We start from the raw sequence: 19,727 nt of genomic DNA, 5'->3' as shown, positions 1-19,727 counted from the left end.
TCTGGTTTGGTCAGGCGTGGGCCTGTTCGATCTGTTGACTGGTCAGACTGCTCACTTCACCAATCAGTTTGGGTACATCAATGATGAGGGCCACATCGCCGTTGCCCATGATGGTGGCACCGCTGATGGCCTTGTTCTGTTCAAAAATATTGCCCAGCGGCTTGATCACGGTTTGTGATTCACCGTGCAACTGGTCGGCCACGATGCCCGCCTTCATGCCACCGGAGCTCACCACAATGATGTTTTCGCGCTTGGGCTTGGGCGCATCGCTGCCAAATACTTTGCGCAAGCGGACACAGGGCAAAAACTCGCCGCGCAGGTCGTAATGAATGTCCATGCGGTCGTCATCATCACCCAGTGCCCCCACCGGCAATTCCAGACATTCCCGAACGAAGGCCAACGGTATGACATAGGCAGAGCCACCCACACCAATCATGAAGCCATCAATAATGGCCAGGGTCAGCGGTAGACGAATCTCGAAGGTGCAACCCTGACCGGGCCGTGAACGTACCTGCACGGAACCCCGCAAGGCTTCGATGTTTTTCTTCACCACATCCATCCCCACGCCGCGCCCGGAAATGTCCGTCACTTTGTCAGCCGTCGAAAACCCGGGTGCAAAAATCAACATGTTGACTTCTGCATCAGTCAGGCTTTGCTCAGGTGCGATGATGCCTTTTTCAATGGCTTTCTTCAGAATTTTGTCGCGCGCAAGGCCACGGCCATCGTCTGACACTTCAATCACAATGTGACCGCTGTCGTGATAGGCATGAAGGCCCAATTTACCGGTGGCTGGCTTGCCTGCAGCTTGACGATCCTCCGGTGTTTCCAGGCCATGGTCCAGTGCATTGCGCACCAGGTGCATCAGGGGGTCGCCAATGCGTTCCACCACCGACTTGTCCAGCTCAGTATCCTCACCGGATATTTCCAGTTGAATCTGTTTGCCCAGCCCCATGGAAATGTCGCGCACCACCCGCTGGAAGCGCTGGAAGGTTTCGCCGATTTGCACCATGCGCAAACCCAGTGCACCATCGCGAATTTCTTCAATCAGACCCGCCACAGCACTGGTGGCTTCCAGCATAGAGGTGTTGTTCAAGTGCTTGGCCTGCTCAACCGTGCCTGCATTGGCAATCACCAATTCACCCACCAGGTTGATGAGTGCGTCCAGCTTGTCGGACGGCACACGAATGAACTGACTGGGGGCAGCCCCCTTGCTGGCAGACTTTGCTTTGGCTGCTGTTTTCGCCATGGGCTCTGCAGCAGACACCACATCCACCACGGGCTCAACTGCTGAGCCTGAACCAGCCGTCGCAGACTGCTCGGCTTGTGGACGCAGGAAGCCCAGGTGCTGTAACCATTCTGTGCCGCGCTCCGCGCCTTCCGGATACCCCTGCAACAAGGTATCCCACTGGGCTGCGTCGCACTGGTGGGGCACAATGCGCACCACGCTGTCTTCCGTCAAAAACTCAAACGCATCCCGAATGGCCGCTTCATCCCGATCGGTCACAAAGCGCAATTCAAAACCCAGGTAGCACGCTTCGGGGTCCAGGTCTGCAAAGGCCGGCAGGTGGTCCATGACCGGCACGATGTCTTCAACCTCACCGTAGGTGCTGAGGTAAGCCAAAATCGGTGCAGGGTCAAAACCATCGCACAACGTAGAACGGCCCAGGCGCAGCGAAATGTGCCAGGCTTGCAAACCGCTGGGCACTTCAACCACGGGGCTGGTATCGGATGACAACACCGGTGCTGCTTCTTCAACATGCAAATAGGCCTTCAGGCGTGTGGTCAAACCCGCTTCAATCACCGCCAAGTCACCATCCACTTTTTCTGCGCTGCCACCGCCTTCAATGCTGTCAACCAACTCGGCAATGTGGTCCCGGCATTCCAACACCAAGGTGCTCATGTTGGCATCAAAACCGATCTCGCCATTGCGAACACGGTCCAACACGGTCTCCAGGTTGTGCACGAAGTGGGTAATCACTTGCAGGCCAAATACACCGGCACTGCCCTTGATGGTGTGCGCTGCCCGAAAGGCGGCATTCAATACTTCGGAATCATCCGGGTTTTGCTCCAGTTGGAGCACATAGCTTTCCACTTCGCCCAACAACTGGCGTGCCTCGGTGAAAAATATGCCGCGCGATGCTTCCAGATCCAATTCAAATGCCATGTTCAGTTCTCCACGAATCCGGCGTTGATCCACGACAGCAGGCCCAGGCGTTGAGCCTTCATGCTCACCACCTCGGAGGGTTTGGTCCAGTGCACTTTCAGGTTCACAGCTGGGTCGTTTTGAATGGCGGCCAGCAATTGCACACCGGCAGTGTCAATTTCCTGGCACTGGCTAATGTCCAGCAGCACCGACAAACCCGCCGTCAATTTCTGCTTGATCGCCTCAAACAAACCACCGCAGTCCGCAATGGTCAGGGTTTCCAGGGCAAGCACACTGTTGTCTGCCGGGCCGGTGGCAAGCTGTGCGTGCTCATCGGTTTCGCTCACTGCGAGTTCCATGTTCATAACGCCTCCCTCGGCCTGTTTGTTGTGCGGTCTGCGGTCAGGCCACGAGTTTGTTCACGGCAGCAATCATCTGCTCGGGTTTGAAGGGCTTGACCATCCAGGCTTTCAGTCCAGCTGCCTGCCCTTCAGCTTTCAATTTGTCGTCCGACTCGGTGGTCAGCATGATGATGGGCACAAACTTGTAATTGGCCAGCTTCTTCACCTCGCGGACAAACGTCAGGCCATCCATGTTCGGCATGTTCAGGTCACTGACAATCAGGCTGACCTTTCGACCATCCAGCTTGGTCAGTGCATCTTTCCCGTCACACCCCTCCAGCACATCAAAACCCTGGCTTTTCAGGGTCATCGAGACCACTTGGCGAAGGGAGGTGGAGTCATCGACAATCAGAACTGTTTTGCTCATGGTGTGTTCTCGTGTGGTCTATTCAAATTAGAAAAAAGTGAGTTCATCGGCCGGGGCAGCCTTGGCAACAGCCTGGCCCTGTCCGTGGTTGGTGCGTTCTTCGGCCATGGTGTAGTTGCGCTCCAGCTCTTCCATCAGGGCGCCCACATTCAGACCATTCAGGCCGTTGTGCAGTTGGCTTTGCAGTTGTTCCAGGCTGTCCTTCACGTGCCCCAAAATTTGCGACACACGGTCCTGAAACTGGAAATGCACCACCGCATTGTTCAGGCTGGCCGACACCTCGTGGGTGTTGCCCACAATCTGTTCACTGGCGTGTTGTAAAGGGGTGGTTACCTGCTCAAACTGGGCCACCACGCCGGTCAGGGTCTCGCTGGCCTGGCCCAACACTTGTTCGTCGGACACCTGCATGCGGGCAGCGCCCTCGCCCGCCCTCTTGGCAGCCTGGGCAATGGCTTGAACACGTTCACGGATTTTGACGCCTGTGTCGGCGGACAGCATGGACAGTTTTCGAACCTCATCGGCCACAATCGAAAAACCACGACCATCTTCCCCGGCCCGGGCTGCTTCAATGGCCGCATTCAAGGCCAGCAGGTTGGTTTTTGCAGCCAGCGACTCCACCGATGCAGCCATTTTTGCCAGTTCATCTGTGGAAGTGATGAAACCCTTCACCTCCTCCATGATCGTGGCTTTTTCCTGCAGCGAATTGCGGATGCTGGACAACATGGCATTCAAGGTGTGCTCCACATTGCCGGCAAGGCCTCCCTGACCACCCGAGGCGCCACCCAATACACTGGCAGCTTCAGAGGCAATTTGCACGGTGGCGTTCAACTGGGAATGAATACCGGAAAAGGCCTGTGCCAAGTTCACAATGCCGTCTTCCATCTGTTTGTTGGCCGTGGTCAGCTGGTTGTTCAGCGTAGGCACCCAAGTGTCGGCCACACGGTTCAATTCTGCGGTGTCCGGCAATTCGGACTTCTGCTCTTCCAGTGCAACATGGGCCTTGGTGATGGCGCGTTGCAGGGTGAGGTTTTCGGCTTTCAGTGTTCGGCGCGTGGCAAACACGGCAAATGCCACAGCAGCCAGGCCAAAGCCCAAGGCCAACCAGCTTTGGGCCATCAAGGCACCCATGCCCAGCAATATCACGGCGCTGCCGTGCATTGCCCAGGGCAGCAATTTGTCCACAGTGTCGATTTTTTTATTCGAATGGCTCATGAGTTTTCTGGTCCTTGGGTGAACGGGGGCACAAACCCACCACGTGCTTTGACACAGTGTGCGGGAAAGCCCTCACCCGCAAAGGGGAGAAAAGAGCCAATAAAAGTGGGCAATCCCCGGTCATGAACTGACCGGGGCGGTTTTTAAGCGAGGGAGGACCAGAAACGCTGAAGGGCTTTGGCGGTGCGCACGGGGGTTTCAACCATGGGCAAGTGGCCCACACCGTCAAACAACAACACCTCGGCGTGGGGAATAATTTCGCCGTAGGTGAATGCGCCGGTGTAATGCACCAGCTTGTCTTCCTTGCCCCACATGATGAGTGTGGGCGACTGGTTCGCCGCCATGCCGGGCAATTCGGTGCTGGGTGAGTGCACCAGCATTTGATGGAACAGGTGCCGATTCACATGGCGGCGATTAATCAGGTCTTGTGCCATCAGTGGGGCCAAGGCCAGGGCAATGGCCTTGTTGTGAATGGCGAGACTCATCAGGGTGTGTGCGCCGGCCAGGCTTTCCACAATCATGGGGTTTTTGCCCTGCTTCAAACCCGCTTCAAAGCGCGTGTGGTCTGCCCCCTTGCCACCGGCTGGGTTCATCAGGCAAGCGCTCTGGAACAGTTCAGGGTGACGGCCAGCCATCAAGGCGGTGATAAGCCCCCCCACCGAGTTGCCCACCACATGGGCAGGTGTGGGCACATGGGCAGTCATCCAGGCTGCCACGCGGGCCACCTGATCGTCCAGGCCGTACGTGAGGTTGGCATTGAACTGGCTTTCGCCCCAACCGGGCAAGTCCAGCACAAACAGCCGGTGGGTTTTGAGCAAAAACGGCACCAGCGACAGCCAGTTTTCCTTGTTGGATGCAAAACCGTGCAGCAACACCACGGCTGGGCCGTCGGCTTTACCACCTTCCAGCCAAACCAAATCATGGTCCAGGACTGGAGCCGATTTGCGTCGCAAGCCAGTCACCCCTTTGTGCAGGGTATTGATCAATGGCACTGCAGTGCGTTTTTTCCACTGGCGAATCTTCAAGCCGTGGGGCGGCCGCGCATGGAGCAAATAGCTGGGCGCCACATCGTTCAAAAACGCGTGTTCCAGGGTGTGCAAACCCATCAGGGCTTGTGCAGGCATGTGGCCCATGTGGTAACGCTCCGTTCAATTCATTGACTTGCAAGCATACAATCAACCAAACAGTTGTTTGATAGATTGAATGTAACATTGACGGATGTAAAGGTAATGGCTCACCCCATTCAAGTCAATCCAATTTTTCGGAGGGTATTCACTAATTGTGGGGGCTAGCCAAGGCCAGTGCGGCCTGGCGCGCACTTATTGGAGACGAAACACCGTCGAGGCCGGGTTCAGGTTGGTTTCAGGGCGACGTTTTTGCAACACCGCCTGAGCACGAAGTTCGGCCATGAAGGGAAACAGCTTGAACAATCCCACATCGACTTGCTGTAAGGCCGATATGTTGTCGCACTGGTATTCCCAGCGCATCGAGACATCCGAATGGGGTCCAACAACATGGCCCTGGTGGTCATCGCCCGGGGTGTGGGTGTGGGGGTTGAGTACCTCGGAGGCCAAGACTTGGTCGACCCGTTTGCAGCGGGCCTCGGGATTGAATCGCAACGCAGTCTCAGAACGCAAAAAGGCAATGGCCCGCTTGACCTTTTGACGCTCTGCATCCGTGGTCGGTGCAGCTTCCGAGCCCAACAGGTTATACAAGGGTGCAAACAGCACCACCGACAACGCATTGCCCTCGCGAATGACATCCAGCGCCCCCAGACCATGCACATGGTTGTCGCTGCCCTGCCCGGCTTGCGCCGGGCTGACCATGACACAACACAGGGCCAGGGCAAGCCTGAAAACACCCATCACTTCGGCAGCAAGGGCAAACCACCCACCAGCGGCAAGCCACCGCCCGACTGGTTGTTCTCCTGACACGCATCGGCATTCTTGTAACTGGAATCAATCACCGTGTTGATCCACTGCGTGATGAGGGTTACAGCCTCGTCTTGCACCACACTGCGGCCCAGGGGCGGCATTTTCGCAGCCAGTTGAACAGCTTCTGGCCCAATGCGGTAGGGCACAATCGAATCGTTGGCCTGGCCTGGGTGAATGTCATACAAGCGGTTTCCTCGGCCTTCCGAACCGCTGGCGGTTGGCTTCTTGCAAATACCGTAGGTGCTGTCCACTGCACGGAAGGCATCCACATAGAACCCGGTGTTGGACGCCTGGCCATTCTCATTGTGGCAATGCGCACAGTTCACCTCAATCCACGCACGGGCCCGGGCCTCAATGTCAGCCTTGGAGTTCGCTGGTTGACCGGAATCACCGGGCACGTTGAACTTGGGCAGGTGCGGCACATTCTTGGCCACCTGCTTGTCATCCAGGTTGAAGCTGTCCGGGCAATTGGTCATGAGGCCTGTGTCGCACATGAATTTGAGCTGGTTCTTGCCAGTCACTGGATGTGAGGCCTGGCCTGTTGGCATGGGCGACTCATTCAGGTAGGCACGGTTCAAATTGCGTGGCTTGGGGCCAATGGGTGAGGAGCCTGGCTCTTTGTCATTGTTCGCATGGCAAATGGCGCACTGCGTGGCGTTGGGGAACAGGTAGGCGTTGGTTTGCCCGGTGTGGCGCACACCGGAATCGGTGTCCACATAGTCCCACTTGGCCGACCCGGTGCCGCCCGACTGGGTCAACACGGCCTTGCGCTTACCATCGCCACCATCCTGCCAAATGTATTCCAGGCCTTCCCAGTATTTTTGGCCATCCTTGCGCTCACGCTTGATGAGCAGGCGGGTTTCATACGGGGTTTCGGTTTTGGCCGTTTGGTCAACAAAGGTGAATGTTTTGGCAATGATGGTGCCCACCGGAAACTCGATGGTGGAGGTGACGCGTCGGCTTTCGTCTTGCAGGAAGCGTGCGCTCTTGCCCTCCGGGATGTACATCACACGGTGCTTCACCGCGTAGTCTGTGAAGAGCTTCGAGTTCAGCGTGTAAGGCATGCCCTGGCCATTCGGTTTGCTGGTGGGGTCATCGGCCTTGGAGAACAGGTTGTACTGCGACAACTCATTGCAGTTCACCTGGTAAGCCGCTTCATTGACCACACCCGCCTTCAAGGGCACCTCACACAAAGCCTTCACAGCCTCGGCGGCAGGCTCGGGCGCGTACTGCCCACTGGGCACAAAAGGCTCAAACTCAAAGTCGGGCAGCTTGGGCAGGTCTGCGCCAAAACGCGCTGCGCAGTTGTGTTTGCTCAAATCAAATTCGGAGGCAAACAGCGGAATACCCGACGCAATCGCCGACACATATTCCACGGAAAGGTTTTTGCTCGGGTCATTGGTGTTCAGGTTGACCAATGCATCCAGTCCGCGGGTGCCATGGAAATTCGCAAACGCAATGCTGTCTGCATTGAATTTGTTGCTGGGGTTGATACAACTAAACCACCAGGCCGGTACTTTGCGCTCGCCGTTCGGTTTGAATTTGTAAGCGTTGTAACGGCAGGCCGGATTGGGGTTGGTGTTGCCCTGAATGGGCTTGCCATCGGCGTCCACCGCCACGGGCTTGCCGTTTTTATCCAAGGGCAAGGCACAGTTCTGGTTCAAGGTGTCCTGGTAGCCGTCCCACACAATGTGGCCGCCTTTGTAACCCTTGCCGCCAGCCGCGTTTTTCAAACCCACCACCATGGGAAAGGCACTGCTGATTTGCGCACCCTGCGTTGCAATGATGGTGGCAAAGTCGGGTTGCGGCAAATCATTGCCGTTGTTGGTGAAGGTGTTGTTGAAAATATTCACCGCTTCGGAATACACATCCATGCGGCGGTCACCGGGGTCGCCCAACATGTCATAGCTGGTAAGGATCACGCCGGCCGTGCCATTGTTCTCGAATACGTTGTCGTAAATGTCGATCTTGTCGTAAGCCAAGGTAATCAAGCCCGACCCACGGGGCACGTTGGCCACAATCGACCCAGGCACTGCAAAGTTGTAGGTGTTGTTGTTGCGGGCAATGTTTTTGTGCACCCGTGAACGGCTGCCGTACTGCGTCAAGTTGTCCAGGTCGTACACCAAGAAACCACCCGAGTTGCACTCGGCCACGTTCTGCAGGTATTCACCGTCCTGCACGTTCTCAATCTCGAAACCAAACACGTTGAAGGCTGCACGGCTGTTGCGAATTTTCGCAATATTGGTTTGGCCCACATAAATACCGGCGTCCGAAGCACCAATGGATTCCGCTCCGTCCACCAAAATGTTGCGCGACTGAACCGGGTAAATGCCGTAGCGTCCAGATGCGGTAGAAACCGTGTAGTCGGGCGATGTGTTGTCGCGCTCCAAGGGGTTGGGGTTGTTGGGGTTGTGGCGAGCCGGGTCGGTGCACTTCACCTGCACGGCTGTTTTAAAGTTGGCGGCGGTGATGGGTACCTCTTGCGGGGTTTTGCGTCCGCTGCTCCAAATGGCCCGCACACGCAGCAGGTTGCCGTGGTTCACGCCCTTCATTTTGTAAGCGTCGCCTGGGGAGTCTGCAATCGTGAGGTCACGAATGGTCACACCCATCACGTTGGATGCCAAAAAGCCTTCCTGGGTGTTGCTGTCCCGGAACGACAATACCGTGTCGTTGATGCCGCAGCCTTCAATCACCACATCTTCCGTGGCGGTGATTTGAATGCCAGTCTTGAGGTCGAAAAAACCACAGTCAAACTTCAAGGTGTCCTTGGGTTTGAGCTGAACCATGGCTTTGGTCATGTCGTCCGTGGCGTTGGGCCCCGGTTTGATCAAAAAGGTGCGACCTGTGGACTCGGCTGGTGTCACCGTGGTGCCGCCGCCCGATTCAGTCAGCGTTGGGGAGTCTCCGCCGGATGAAAGGCATCCGTTGAGCACGGCCACTGCAACAAACAGTGCCGCAGCCCGAAAGGCTGGTGTGAACATGTTGACCCTCTTGTCTGAATATGCTTATGCGAAATGCTGCTTTTTGGATGGGTACTGCTCGCCTATACTGTGTTACCGGCATGTGACGTCATTGGATTGCCACCAATGTCGTCTAATTGACACTAATTCAAATTCAATGGGCTAAATTTTCCGACCGGGCGCTAGACCCGGCTGACTGCTTGGAGGCACCACATGCACACCCTCATTCACACCGGGGTCCGATGGATCGGACTTGCCGGGCTTTTCGTATCCCTGATGAACCCCGCCATGGCTGCCAAGGACAGCGACGAACAGGCGCAAGCCGAGCTTCGTGCTGCCAGCCTGGTGGCCACTTGCGCCAATTGCCACGGCACCAACGGCCAGGGCGCGCCTGGCTCTGCGGTGCCGGGGCTGGCCAACCTATCTGCCGAGTACATTGCCACCAACATGAAGTGGTTCAAGACTGGCGAGCGGCCTGCCACGCTGATGCACCAGTTGGCCAAGGGCTACACCGACGAGCAAATCGACCTGATTGCCACAACCATTGCCAAACACTTTGGCAACAAGAACTGAGGGAGGCACCATGCAACGTCGCGAATTTCTGCAAGGCAGCGCACTGGCCGCAGCCACTTTGATGGGCAGCCTGCCCTTGTCGGCCATTGCCGGTTCAGCCAAAGGCAAAGTGGTGGTGATTGGCGGGGGTTATGGTGGCGCAACCGCTGCCAAGTACATTCGCCTGTTTTCCAAAGGGCGGGTGGAGGTCACCTTGATTGAACCCAATGCACAGTTTGTATCCTGCCCCATGTCCAACCTGGTGGTGGGTGGCGTGCGGCAAATTCAGGAGATCACCAACCCCTACACCGGGCTCACCAAACACCATGGCGTGAAAATCGTTCAAGATTATGCAGTGGGGATTGACCCAGACAAGCGCTTGGTCAAACTCAAGCAGGGCAAAACCCTGCCCTACGACAAATTGGTGCTGGCCCCAGGGATTGACCTGATGCACAACAGCATTGAAGGCCTGGACGCTGCGAATGCAACAGGCGCAACCATTCAAGCATGGAAGGCAGGGCCGGATACGGTTGCGTTGCACAAACAAATTGCAGCCATGCGAGACGGTGGCAACTTCATCATCAGCATTCCCTTGGCCCCCTACCGGTGCCCACCGGGGCCTTATGAACGGGCCAGCCTGGTGGCCAATTACCTGAAGCAGCACAAGCCAAAATCCAAGGTCATTATTCTGGATGCCAACCCGGACGTTACCTCCAAAGGCAAGTTGTTCAAAGCAGTGTGGGAAAGCCAGTACAAAGGCATTCTGGAATACCGGGGCAACCACAAGGTCACGGGCGTGGACGCTGCCACCAAAACCGTGAAATTTGAATTTGAAGAACCGGTGCAAGGTGAGGTGCTGAACCTGTTGCCTGACATGCGTGCAGGCAAGCTCGCCGTAGACCTGGGCGTTGCCAACTTGAACGGGCGCTGGGCCGAGGTGAATTACCAAACCTTTGAGTCCAAGGTGATGCCCCATGTGCATGTGATCGGCGATTCCATACAGGTGGCGCCCCTCATGCCCAAAAGTGGCCACATGGCCAACAGCCACGCAAAGGTGGCGGCAGCAGCCATTGTGTCGCAACTCAGCGGCTGGGAGCCCAACCCTGCACCGCTACTGAACAACACCTGCTACAGCTACATCAATCCCAAAGAGGTCATTCACGTGGCCAGTGTGCATGCGTACAACGCCGAGAAAAAAACTTTCTTGACGGTTGAGGGCTCGGGTGGTGTATCCACTGGCCCCACAGAACTGGAAGGTCAGTATGCATGGAGCTGGGCTCAGAATATTTGGGCTGATACGCTGGTGTGATCGGCGATTGAAGCGTGTTTTGGTGAAACCCGGGCTCATGCTGTGAGCCTGGGTTTTTTGTTGCCTGTGCCTATTGTTAGCCCCCAGCAACACCGGTAGCCCGGTCCGAACGCCCCCCGAATGCAAAGGTTGCCCCGCGCATGTCGAACCGTCCCGAGAACTCGCGCCGGTGGCGCTCAGACATCTCGGTCCGTGTGTTCGAATGCTGTGCGGGTCAAACCGATCGGGGGGCTGACTGTTCGGCGCCGGGCATACAGGCATTGCTTGGGGCAAAAAGACTCGGTGCAATTTGGTGGCACCTTCGCTGCGGTCTGCGCGGTTCACCTCCCCTGCAGCGACAGTCAGGACAATCTGCAAAACCGTGACAAGCAGGCGCGGTGGGCACAGCCTTCCGGCTGGCCCAGAGGTCGATTCCCGACCGTCTCTTTTGGAGGGTCGACCTCAGCGATCGCGAGGCTCAGGTTTTGAAACACAGATTGGCCGTCGCGAAGGGTGAGGTAGCCGCGCAGGCCGCTACAAATACCTTTAGTGAGATGCACGACGTGCCGAAAAACCACACCCCCACACCAAAACCTGGCCCAAGACTTGCTGATGATATGAGCAAATGCTCAACTAAACCCGAAAACTGCCGTTATTCAGGAACAAGAATCGAGCAAACCAGACATAGAGTAAAGACAACAACAAGCGCACAGCACGCCTGAAGCAAGGAGACCCGCATGTCCGCTCGACCACCTGTTCAAAACACCGGCCCCCTGACATTGGGCGGTGCAGCCAAAGTCGCCGTCCGCGAGGGTTACCTCATGGGCCTGAGCTTTCTGTTTCGCCAACGGGTTCCAAAGCTTCTGCCAACCTACAGTGCCAACTTTCACAATCGTCAATTGCCGCTGGTGGTCATGGTGCCGGGTTACATTGAGCGCCCGGGCTGCTTTGCCGCACTGTACGAGGAGCTGGTGTTCTCAGGCATGCGCGTGGCGCTGTATACGCCGCGCTACGTGTTGGCCTCGGTTCGGGACATGTCGGCCGACTTCGGTCAATTTTTGGACCATTTGGTGGCCAAACCGGAATGCGAAAACAGCCCCATATACTTGCTGGGGCATTCCATGGGTGGTTTGATTGTTCGCAAAGCCATGTCAACCCGCTGGGACAGTCACGCCCAAGTGCAACACCTGTTCACCTTGGCGTCGCCGAACAACGGAACAAAAATGGCCCACCTCGGCATTGGTGATTGCGTGGTGGACATGATGCCCGGCAGTGAATTTCTGACCGAGTTAAACGGTGAGGACCGGCACCAGCGCCACCGCATGAGCAGCATTGTGGTCACACCCGACGCTTTGATACTGGGCCCCGAATTTGCCCAACTGCCCGGGGCACAACACCATCACATTGATGCATCAGGCCACATGGCGGTGCTGGACGACCCTCGCCTGGCCTGGATCCTGAAGCGGCAATGCCAGATCGACAACCCCCACCAATTGCTGGGCATCTGATTGCGCTGCATTCGGTCAAACAAACCCACGTCGGTTTCAAATCTGGGTTTGTTTGCCAATCACCGACTTGAAGTACAACTCCGATTCGATTTCAACCACCTCAACGGTCAGTTGAACCTGTAAGTGGTCAAACCCTGCCAAGCAGCGCTCCAACGTCCTCTGCAAAAGAAGCCCCAAATGCTCACGCAGGGAAAACTCACGTCCGCTGAGTACGGCAAGGCGCGCTGCCACAAATGCGTGGGTTTCTTCCTCGTGGCTGTCCACCCCCACCCGAAAACTGTCGCAACGCACCACGCGCGACTTGATGTCCGCATCCATGAACAATCCCGAGGCCATCAGCGCCCGGTTGGCCTGCAACAGAAGCCAGGACTCATCCAGACCTTTCAAATTTCCGCTGGTGTGCACAATCAGATGGGGCATGTTTTCTTACAACACCATGAAAGTTCAAAGAATTGTCTAGTATGAATCATCTACAAATTCACTTGCTGACGACGCTCGATGAAGACAAAATACTTACATTGATCGCTGTAACAGTGATCAACCTCATGTCTCCTCTTCTCCGCAAGTGAGAAAGGTTAAGCCGGCTCCTCAAGGGGTGCCGGCTTTTTTTTATCTGCTGGTCTGGAAGGTTTTACTCGCGGCCAAGCAGAACGGTTTCGTTTTCCAAAAATCCCCAAGGTCACAGGCGGCGTTCAAAATGCGCGCTCAACAACCTGGCCACCTCAACCGGTTGGTCATGGTGCAACATGTGGCCAGCCTCCTGAACAATGCTGCATTGCCAGTTCTTCACGCAGTCAAACCGCTTGCGAAATGCGTTGAAGTCCACCGGCTCGCCCGCCTTGCTTAGCCACAGTCCGGCCTCGGTTTGTGCGGCCTCCACATGCAGCACCGGGGCTTGAATGGCCGCCCAGCTGGCTTGCGCCTCGGCCAGGCGATAACCGATCGGATTCATGATTTTGTGCGCAGGGTCACCCAGCAATTGGTAGGCATCGCCCACGGGTTTGGCCCAATACTGGGCCAAAAACAGGGCTTTGTCGTTGGACAGGCGCGCGTTGGTTTTTTGCAAGCGTGCGGCCACTGCGTTCAAATCAGGGTAGTTGCGCAATTGATGGGGCGTTTTCAGCTCATCCAGCCATTTCGCATAGCGGTTGGGTGCTTTCTCGGCTGGGGAGTCGAGCATGCCAAAACCTTCCAGATTCACCAAGGTCTTGATGCGCTCGGGTCGAACACCCGCATACAACATCGCGATATTGCCGCCCATGCTGTGGCCCACCAAGTGAACCGGGCGATCGGGCGACAGTTGATCCAGCAAAGCATCCAGGTCAGCCAAGTAGTCCGGAAACCAGTACGAACGCACACCCGGGCAGCCCTGTGCCACAGGCCAGTCGGATTGACCAAACCCCCGCCAGTCCAAAGCGACCACACGGTAGGCACCAGCGGTCTGCGCCAGCAGGGCATCCACCACAAACTGGAAACTGGCAGCCATGTCCATCCAGCCATGCACCATCACCACCAAAGGTTTGCTGGGCTCCCCCCAGCTCAACACATGGGACTTCAGGCCACGCAAATCAAGAAAGCGTGATTCCGGTTGATACTGGGGTTTGTACATGGCGGCTGTTCGAACAATCGTTTGAAAACCCGATGACTGTACAACACCCGCAAACCGTTGAAGTGGTATGGCCCCAAAGCTCAGCGAATCTTTTTCTCAGCGAGTGCTTTGGTAAAGGTGTCCAACACCTGCGATGGCATGGGAACGACTTTGCTGTGGTCGTAATTGAAAAACACAAAACCCGATTTGGCCAAGGCAATCAAACGCCCATCAGCAGGCCGTGTGATCCGGAAAATAATGTCGCAGCCATACTTGTTGAAGTCCATCACGCCAACTTCGAAGCGCAGTTGGTCGCGGGCATGGGCCTCGCTTTTGTACATGGTAGCGAGGTCGGTGACGATGATGCCCGTTTTGTCTTCGGTGATTTCCTCCACGCCAAAGTGAAACAAAAAACGCGCCCTGGCTTCCGAAATCATCGAGATCATCGAGTCGTTGGCCAGGTGATTGCCCGCATTGATGTCGGTGATTCGAACCGTCAGCTGGGTTTCAAAAATAAATGCGTCGTCCGAGAATTGCAGTTGCAGGCGGGCCATGGTTGTGCGGATGCAGGTTGAACAGCTTCGCAGTGTACGTGGATTGTGCAGCGCAATGCAGCCGGGGCAATTCGACCTTCCCTTCTAATCGCCTGCTGGCCTGAGGCAGGCTGCGGATTCACGGTTATCATTCATCAAAACGTCACACCACAACAAGGCACGGAGACACACATGCCCAAACTAGACCCCGCATTGCTGGAGGCCATCGGACAACCGATGCCCGAGCTTGAGAAGCTAAGCGCAGCCGACCAGAAAAAACTGGCGGCCGACTTGGCCCATGCCCACAAACAACACGACGCCACGCTGAAAAAAAGCATGGACGATGCCATGGGCCATATTCCATTCCTGCTGCGCGGTGCAGTCAAAAAAATTCTGGGGCTGTAAATCATGGATCGAAACACTGAACTGCGTCGCCTGGCCCAAGCCCTGCACAAAACACCCGATGACCTTGGCTATCTGGACAAGCTGGATGCACTGGCCTTGCAAAAGGTCCGCATCAGCTTTCAAAACTCGCTGCTGAACAAGTTTGGCCATGTGTTTGAAAAAATTGCCGGTGCCGGCAAACTCGCCCCGGATTCCATCTCAGCAACCCTGTGCACCAAGGTGTTCGGGCCGATGATCACGGCCAACATGTCGTACTTCACCCCCATGAGCAAAGCCGTCAGCCTGTGCAAGCTGTTTGACGCCGACTTCATGGCCGATGTAGCCCGTGAGCAGATTCCGGAAAAATCGGTCAGCATGTTGGCCGAGTTGCCGGTGGACCAACTCAAGCGCGTGACCGCCAAACTGGTTGAACAGGGCGAGTACCACGTGCTGGGCGGCTTCACCGACTACATTCCAGAAAAGAAAGCGTTGGAGATCATGGAAGTGATCACCGACCCGGCAGCCAACCTCCACATTTCCTTTTATGCCCAGCGCAAAGACCGAGTGGCCAAAATGGCCGCCATGCTGAGCGATGAAAAGCTGGTGGAACTCATCGCTGCTGCCTACACCGATGAGAACCTGCTGGTGGAAGTGGGTTTGATTACAGCAGAAATGGATGCCAAAGCGCAGCAGCGCATGGCCAAGCTCACAGACAAGGTCAACAAGACCTTCCGTGCGCAGGGCAAAGCAGTGGCCGAGAAAATGGGCTATGCCGACCGGTTGAAGGCTTTCTTCGAGGCTTGATGGTGTTGTGAATAGCCGGGCTCATGGATTGAGCCTGGTTTTTTTTCAATGCCCGGTCTGTTTGATTGCGCCCTGCAATGCCAGTGGGTCATGCTTCTTTCAGACCCCCAGCAACACCGGTCGCCCGTGCTTCTTTCAAGCCCCCAGCAACACCGGTTGCCCGGCTCGAACGCCCCCCGAAGTCAAAGGTTGCCCCGCGCATGTCGAACCGTCCCGAGAACTCGCCACTGCGTGGCTCAAACATCTCGGTCCGTGTGTTCGAATGCTGTGCGGGCCAAGCCGCTCGGGGGGCTGACTGTTCAGCGCCGGGCACACCGGCATTTCTGAGGGCGCGGCCTGCGCGGTTCACCTCCCCTGTAACGACATTCAGGACAATCTGCAAAACCATGACAAGCAGGCGCAGTGATTGGCCCCAAGCAAGAATGAACGATAGCGCACTTTCGTTCACAATTAAAAAACTTTTAATAACCTTTTAATAACAATGCTTTGCAAAATATTAGAGCGATCATTCCAGCAAAACGCAACATTGCATATTGATTTTTAGTGTACAATTGTACACAATTAACTCACGCAAACAACAAACCGTTTGCCGGGGTTAAAAGCGGGGCCCCGAACTTTCCCGCAATACAGTACAAGGGATACACCATGAAACAGTTCTTCGACTCCATCGTTCGCACCCCTGGCGTGTTGTTCATGTCCATGCTCGCCACAGGCTTTACCGTCAACGCCGGCGTTCAATTCATCAATGGCACCAACCTGGAAGGCCCCAATCTGCTGGCTGCAGCCTGTCTCGTGGTTGGTCAGGTCGCGCTCATCGTGGTCCAGCAGTTGCGCAAGGTTGGTCAAAACAGCCCTGCTCTGTCGCTCCAATAATGAGCGAACATCCATCCCGTTGAGTTGGGTCGGCCCAAAAAGCCCAGCCCAATTCAACAACCCAATCCCCGCTTAAAACCCCCTCTTCGCTGGTCTTTGGCTTTATTATTGCAGGCAGATTTCAAAAACTCTGTCTTCCACCAAGGGCTTTGCTATGCAGAAAGTGGCCATCAGCGGCACGGGGATGTTCGTTCCCGATCACATCATCACCAATGAAGAGCTTGTGCAGTCGTACAACGCCTACGTGGTCAAATTCAACGCGGCCCATGCCGCCGAGATCGAGCGTGGTGAACTCCAGCCTTTGTCCGAATCGTCCGCTGCATTCATCGAAAGCGCCTCGGGCATTAAGCAACGCTATGTGATCGAGAAGGAAGGCATTCTCAATCCAGACCGTTTGCACCCCTACCTGAAAGAGCGCCCCAACAGCGAGCTGTCCCTGATGGCTGAAATTGCGGTGGATGCCTGCAAAAAGGCCATGGCCGATGCCGGAAAAACGGCAGCCGATGTGGATGCGGTGATTTGTTCTGCCTCCAACATGCAGCGCGCGTATCCCGCCATGGCGGTTGAAATTCAATCTGCGCTGGGCATTCAGGGTTTTGGGTACGACATGAACGTGGCCTGTTCATCCGCCACATTCGGGATTGAACAAGCCGTGAATGCCGTGCGCACCGGCACGGCCAATGCAGTGTTGGTGGTCAACCCGGAAATTACCTCGGCTCACCAGGCCTGGCTGGACCGCGACTGCCACTTCATTTTTGGTGATGTGTGCACGGCTGTTTTGGTGGAAAGACTGGAAACCGCCAAACCGGGTAGCTGGGAAGTGCTCGGCACCAAGTTGGCCACGGTGTTTTCCAACAACATCCGCAACAATTTCGGCTTCATGAATCGCTCGGAAGATGCCGACCCTCAAGGCCGCGACAAACTCTTCATGCAGGAAGGGCGCAAAGTGTTCAAGGAAGTGTGCCCGATGGCGGCAGAGCACATGAGCACCCACCTGGAAACCCTGGGATTGAATTCTGCCCATGATGTGCGCCGTTACTGGCTGCACCAGGCCAACCTCAGCATGAACCAGTTGATTGCCAAAAAGCTGTTGGGCAGCAAAGAGTTTTCAGCCGACGTGGCACCCATCATTCTCGACGAGTTCGCCAACACCGCCTCGGCGGGCTCCATCATCGCCTTCCACCGCCACAACAAAGATTTGAACACTGGCGATGTCGGCGTGATTTGTTCATTCGGAGCCGGCTACTCGATCGGTAGCGTTGTTGTGCGGAAACATTAATCGGATTCCGCTGGGCATCCCCCGAGTTCATTTCATCGGACTGGGTGTTTCTACTCATCACATTGAACGTGTTTGAATATCGCGCCGAAACCATGGAGCGAGCGAAAAATGTTCGATGTTGAGAAAGCAGTGTCAACCCTGATCAGTTTGGCATCTGCAACAACCCAGAGTAAGTGTGCTTTGCACATCAGGCTTGCGCTGGACGCAGGTGGAGTAATGATTAGGCCAACAATTGGTCAAGCCAAGTTGTTTAACCCGGTACTTGAGCGATACGGCTTCAAGAATATTCGCTTGACGAAGGGGGTCTTAATTGACAATCAAGATTGTCGTCGATACAAACCTGAGCTAGGTGACATAGCCGTTATCCCCAACGTTCCCGGTGGTCGTTCTGAAGGCCACATTGCCATGTTCACAGGCGAATTTTGGTACTCCGATTTCAAACAAATCGATATGTGGGGTGGCCCATTGTATCGTCAGGTTTCTCCAGACGTTGCAATTTTCAAATACGCAGGCGATCCATCATGAAAAGACCTATCCAAGCGCTCGTCCGCGCCCTGGTATTCATGCTTTGCTTGTCCACCTCGTTTTCCACTCAAGCCGTCGAGCGTGACCAGAGCGCGGTACAAGCGATACAAGCGTATTACTCAGAAATCTACCGTAGCGATTCGACGGCATCGTCACTGGACAAGCCCGAACGTATATACGCCGAGCCACTTCTCCAACTGATTCTCCAAGAACAAAAAAAACAGGCCACCAGCGGTGAACTGGGACAACTTTCAGCAGATCCACTCTGTAGCTGTCAGGATCCGAGTGCAGTTGAGGTCAGAAATATTCGATCGATGCCATCGCGAAAAAAAATTCAGCGCATTCAAGTCGAATTGAATGTGTCAGGTCATACGGAATTCATCACGCTCCAGGTGGTGAAACAGTTCCGCATTTGGAAGGTCAGGGATGTCTCGACCCAAGACATCCCCAGTTTGAAACAGCGCTTACTCGCGGGACAAAACGCCCACGCCAATCAAGCCCCGTAGGTCTTGTCCAGATATTTCAAAATATCGTTTGACTCGTACATGGCCACGCCCGTGTTGGGGTCGATCAGGTACGGCACTTGGACCTTGCCGGTCTGTTCGGCCAACCACTGGCGGTTGGGTGTGGTGCCCTTCGGTGCCTTGAATAGCTTGTCACGGAATACCGGTGGGCCCATATCGGTCATGGCACCCTTGGCCGTGTTTTTCAACACATACGGAATTTCAAGTTCGCACAGGCGTGCGCGCACAGGCTTGGAAAACGGGCTGGCTTCAAAGCTGTACAAAATCAGTGGCTGCTCAGGTGCTTTGGATGGGCGTGCCTTCATGCCAGTCAAACCACCCGGCCTGGCGTGAAACACACTGGAAAGCATGGAGGTACCCACGGCCAACTGGCGCCCAAGGCCTGTTTGCGCACGGACTTTGCCCTCATAGGTGGTGGCGATGTAATCAATAATCTTGGCCGATTCATTCATCACAACACCCGTGTTGTCGTCAACCAGCATGGGAAATGTGGTGTTGGGGATCAGGCTTTTGGCCTCAGGACGGAACCGCTTGCCACCGGCAGGACAAGGCAAAACCAACACATCCAAATCCATTTCAGAGAGGGCCTCGCGCACCAGACGACAGTACGGGCTCACTTCAATGTCATAGAGCTTCAGCATTTTTTCAGGTGCTTTGCGGGCACGTCCGCGCACCAAGGTGCCCCGCCAGCCGCGCACTGTGCCGGAAAACAGGTTGATGACTGCATCAATTTGAGTGCTCATGGTGTCTGTCTCATGTGTTGTGTTGTTGCACAGCAGTGTAGCCCAAAGCCAGCATGCACTAGAATGCAAGAACTGCAATTAGAAGTGCGCCACCAGACTCGGAGATTCC

At 55.7% G+C, this 19,727-nt stretch carries 20 protein-coding genes; 9 read left to right on the top strand and 11 right to left on the bottom strand.

Translation table 11 applies throughout. The features are described from left to right. Positions 1 to 10 precede the first annotated feature (10 nt). The 7 genes from VGE55_RS06260 to VGE55_RS06230 all read right to left on the bottom strand — a co-directional run bounded on the left by VGE55_RS06260 (position 11) and on the right by VGE55_RS06230 (position 9,038). Entirely contained in the window at positions 11 to 2,164 is a 2,154-nt protein-coding gene (locus VGE55_RS06260) for a chemotaxis protein CheA (RefSeq protein ID WP_331130834.1), read from the bottom strand. A 2-nt stretch (positions 2,165 to 2,166) separates the two neighbouring features. Next, positions 2,167 to 2,508, bottom strand: a complete 342-nt coding sequence (locus VGE55_RS06255) for an STAS domain-containing protein (protein WP_331130833.1) — start codon at positions 2,506 to 2,508, stop codon at positions 2,167 to 2,169. A gap of 37 nt (positions 2,509 to 2,545) precedes the next feature. Then, positions 2,546 to 2,911 carry a response regulator gene (locus VGE55_RS06250; RefSeq protein WP_331130832.1) on the bottom strand — a complete coding sequence of 122 codons (366 nt, stop codon included), beginning with the start codon at positions 2,909 to 2,911 and terminating at the stop codon, positions 2,546 to 2,548. 27 nt (positions 2,912 to 2,938) lie between these two features. Beyond that, complete coding sequence (locus VGE55_RS06245) at positions 2,939 to 4,123, bottom strand: methyl-accepting chemotaxis protein (protein WP_331130831.1); 1,185 nt, start codon at positions 4,121 to 4,123, stop codon at positions 2,939 to 2,941. A 143-nt stretch (positions 4,124 to 4,266) separates the two neighbouring features. Further along, positions 4,267 to 5,256, bottom strand: coding sequence for an alpha/beta hydrolase (locus tag VGE55_RS06240; RefSeq protein WP_331130830.1), 990 nt, complete (start codon positions 5,254 to 5,256; stop codon positions 4,267 to 4,269). Between the two features lie 186 nt (positions 5,257 to 5,442). Next, complete coding sequence (locus tag VGE55_RS06235; protein WP_331130829.1) at positions 5,443 to 5,988, bottom strand: ZrgA family zinc uptake protein; 546 nt, start codon at positions 5,986 to 5,988, stop codon at positions 5,443 to 5,445. Next, positions 5,988 to 9,038 (bottom strand): parallel beta-helix domain-containing protein, encoded by a 3,051-nt coding sequence (locus tag VGE55_RS06230; RefSeq protein ID WP_331130828.1) that lies wholly within the window; start codon positions 9,036 to 9,038, stop codon positions 5,988 to 5,990. The genes VGE55_RS06235 and VGE55_RS06230 overlap by 1 nt, the downstream gene beginning before the upstream one ends. Positions 9,039 to 9,230: 192 nt before the next feature. Between VGE55_RS06230 and VGE55_RS06225 the strand changes: the two genes are divergently transcribed. From VGE55_RS06225 to VGE55_RS06215, 3 genes are all read left to right on the top strand, one after another. Beyond that, complete coding sequence (locus VGE55_RS06225; RefSeq protein WP_331130827.1) at positions 9,231 to 9,590, top strand: c-type cytochrome; 360 nt, start codon at positions 9,231 to 9,233, stop codon at positions 9,588 to 9,590. 10 nt (positions 9,591 to 9,600) lie between these two features. Then, positions 9,601 to 10,878: an NAD(P)/FAD-dependent oxidoreductase gene (locus VGE55_RS06220; protein ID WP_331130826.1), complete on the top strand. Its 1,278-nt coding sequence runs from the start codon at positions 9,601 to 9,603 to the stop codon at positions 10,876 to 10,878. 716 nt (positions 10,879 to 11,594) lie between these two features. Further along, entirely contained in the window at positions 11,595 to 12,365 is a 771-nt protein-coding gene (locus VGE55_RS06215) for a lipase family alpha/beta hydrolase (protein ID WP_331130825.1), read from the top strand. A gap of 36 nt (positions 12,366 to 12,401) precedes the next feature. On the opposite strand, the gene VGE55_RS06210 is transcribed toward VGE55_RS06215, so the two are convergent. From VGE55_RS06210 to VGE55_RS06200, 3 genes are all read right to left on the bottom strand, one after another. Further along, positions 12,402 to 12,785: a 5-carboxymethyl-2-hydroxymuconate isomerase gene (locus VGE55_RS06210; RefSeq protein WP_331130824.1), complete on the bottom strand. Its 384-nt coding sequence runs from the start codon at positions 12,783 to 12,785 to the stop codon at positions 12,402 to 12,404. Positions 12,786 to 13,044: 259 nt separating this feature from the next. Further along, entirely contained in the window at positions 13,045 to 13,974 is a 930-nt protein-coding gene (locus VGE55_RS06205) for an alpha/beta hydrolase (RefSeq protein WP_331130823.1), read from the bottom strand. A gap of 80 nt (positions 13,975 to 14,054) precedes the next feature. Next, positions 14,055 to 14,507 carry a thioesterase family protein gene (locus VGE55_RS06200; RefSeq protein ID WP_331130822.1) on the bottom strand — a complete coding sequence of 151 codons (453 nt, stop codon included), beginning with the start codon at positions 14,505 to 14,507 and terminating at the stop codon, positions 14,055 to 14,057. Positions 14,508 to 14,678: 171 nt separating this feature from the next. Between VGE55_RS06200 and VGE55_RS06195 the strand changes: the two genes are divergently transcribed. The 6 genes from VGE55_RS06195 to VGE55_RS06170 all read left to right on the top strand — a co-directional run bounded on the left by VGE55_RS06195 (position 14,679) and on the right by VGE55_RS06170 (position 18,857). Further along, a complete protein-coding gene (locus VGE55_RS06195) occupies positions 14,679 to 14,891 on the top strand; it encodes a hypothetical protein (protein WP_256765599.1) in 213 nt (70 codons plus the stop codon). Positions 14,892 to 14,894: 3 nt separating this feature from the next. Further along, positions 14,895 to 15,674 (top strand): hypothetical protein, encoded by a 780-nt coding sequence (locus tag VGE55_RS06190; RefSeq protein WP_331130821.1) that lies wholly within the window; start codon positions 14,895 to 14,897, stop codon positions 15,672 to 15,674. 645 nt (positions 15,675 to 16,319) lie between these two features. After that, complete coding sequence (locus VGE55_RS06185; protein WP_331130820.1) at positions 16,320 to 16,547, top strand: hypothetical protein; 228 nt, start codon at positions 16,320 to 16,322, stop codon at positions 16,545 to 16,547. A 154-nt stretch (positions 16,548 to 16,701) separates the two neighbouring features. Then, positions 16,702 to 17,826 carry a beta-ketoacyl-ACP synthase III gene (locus VGE55_RS06180; RefSeq protein WP_331130819.1) on the top strand — a complete coding sequence of 375 codons (1,125 nt, stop codon included), beginning with the start codon at positions 16,702 to 16,704 and terminating at the stop codon, positions 17,824 to 17,826. A 72-nt stretch (positions 17,827 to 17,898) separates the two neighbouring features. Further along, positions 17,899 to 18,351 carry a hypothetical protein gene (locus VGE55_RS06175; protein WP_331130818.1) on the top strand — a complete coding sequence of 151 codons (453 nt, stop codon included), beginning with the start codon at positions 17,899 to 17,901 and terminating at the stop codon, positions 18,349 to 18,351. Then, a complete protein-coding gene (locus tag VGE55_RS06170; RefSeq protein ID WP_331130817.1) occupies positions 18,348 to 18,857 on the top strand; it encodes a hypothetical protein in 510 nt (169 codons plus the stop codon). The genes VGE55_RS06175 and VGE55_RS06170 overlap by 4 nt, the downstream gene beginning before the upstream one ends. Here the strand turns inward: VGE55_RS06170 and VGE55_RS06165 are convergent. Further along, entirely contained in the window at positions 18,845 to 19,618 is a 774-nt protein-coding gene (locus VGE55_RS06165; protein ID WP_331130816.1) for a glutathione S-transferase N-terminal domain-containing protein, read from the bottom strand. The genes VGE55_RS06170 and VGE55_RS06165 overlap by 13 nt on opposite strands. Positions 19,619 to 19,727 lie beyond the last annotated feature (109 nt).

Origin of the sequence: Limnobacter sp. (assembly GCF_036405155.1) — a bacterium.
Taxonomy (GTDB): domain Bacteria; phylum Pseudomonadota; class Gammaproteobacteria; order Burkholderiales; family Burkholderiaceae_B; genus Limnobacter.
This window is presented reverse-complemented; position numbering and strand designations above follow the sequence as displayed.

Excerpts from the sequence above, each read along its gene's own strand:
- VGE55_RS06260 (WP_331130834.1), bottom strand. The coding sequence starts at position 2,164 with ATGGCATTTGAATTGGATCTGGAAGCATCGCGCGGCATATTTTTCACC.
- VGE55_RS06255 (WP_331130833.1), bottom strand. The coding sequence starts at position 2,508 with ATGAACATGGAACTCGCAGTGAGCGAAACCGATGAGCACGCACAGCTT.
- VGE55_RS06250 (WP_331130832.1), bottom strand. The coding sequence starts at position 2,911 with ATGAGCAAAACAGTTCTGATTGTCGATGACTCCACCTCCCTTCGCCAA.
- VGE55_RS06245 (WP_331130831.1), bottom strand. The coding sequence starts at position 4,123 with ATGAGCCATTCGAATAAAAAAATCGACACTGTGGACAAATTGCTGCCC.
- VGE55_RS06240 (WP_331130830.1), bottom strand. The coding sequence starts at position 5,256 with ATGGGCCACATGCCTGCACAAGCCCTGATGGGTTTGCACACCCTGGAA.
- VGE55_RS06235 (WP_331130829.1), bottom strand. The coding sequence starts at position 5,988 with ATGGGTGTTTTCAGGCTTGCCCTGGCCCTGTGTTGTGTCATGGTCAGC.
- VGE55_RS06230 (WP_331130828.1), bottom strand. The coding sequence starts at position 9,038 with ATGTTCACACCAGCCTTTCGGGCTGCGGCACTGTTTGTTGCAGTGGCC.
- VGE55_RS06225 (WP_331130827.1), top strand. The coding sequence starts at position 9,231 with ATGCACACCCTCATTCACACCGGGGTCCGATGGATCGGACTTGCCGGG.
- VGE55_RS06220 (WP_331130826.1), top strand. The coding sequence starts at position 9,601 with ATGCAACGTCGCGAATTTCTGCAAGGCAGCGCACTGGCCGCAGCCACT.
- VGE55_RS06215 (WP_331130825.1), top strand. The coding sequence starts at position 11,595 with ATGTCCGCTCGACCACCTGTTCAAAACACCGGCCCCCTGACATTGGGC.
- VGE55_RS06210 (WP_331130824.1), bottom strand. The coding sequence starts at position 12,785 with ATGCCCCATCTGATTGTGCACACCAGCGGAAATTTGAAAGGTCTGGAT.
- VGE55_RS06205 (WP_331130823.1), bottom strand. The coding sequence starts at position 13,974 with ATGTACAAACCCCAGTATCAACCGGAATCACGCTTTCTTGATTTGCGT.
- VGE55_RS06200 (WP_331130822.1), bottom strand. The coding sequence starts at position 14,507 with ATGGCCCGCCTGCAACTGCAATTCTCGGACGACGCATTTATTTTTGAA.
- VGE55_RS06195 (WP_256765599.1), top strand. The coding sequence starts at position 14,679 with ATGCCCAAACTAGACCCCGCATTGCTGGAGGCCATCGGACAACCGATG.
- VGE55_RS06190 (WP_331130821.1), top strand. The coding sequence starts at position 14,895 with ATGGATCGAAACACTGAACTGCGTCGCCTGGCCCAAGCCCTGCACAAA.
- VGE55_RS06185 (WP_331130820.1), top strand. The coding sequence starts at position 16,320 with ATGAAACAGTTCTTCGACTCCATCGTTCGCACCCCTGGCGTGTTGTTC.
- VGE55_RS06180 (WP_331130819.1), top strand. The coding sequence starts at position 16,702 with ATGCAGAAAGTGGCCATCAGCGGCACGGGGATGTTCGTTCCCGATCAC.
- VGE55_RS06170 (WP_331130817.1), top strand. The coding sequence starts at position 18,348 with ATGAAAAGACCTATCCAAGCGCTCGTCCGCGCCCTGGTATTCATGCTT.
- VGE55_RS06165 (WP_331130816.1), bottom strand. The coding sequence starts at position 19,618 with ATGAGCACTCAAATTGATGCAGTCATCAACCTGTTTTCCGGCACAGTG.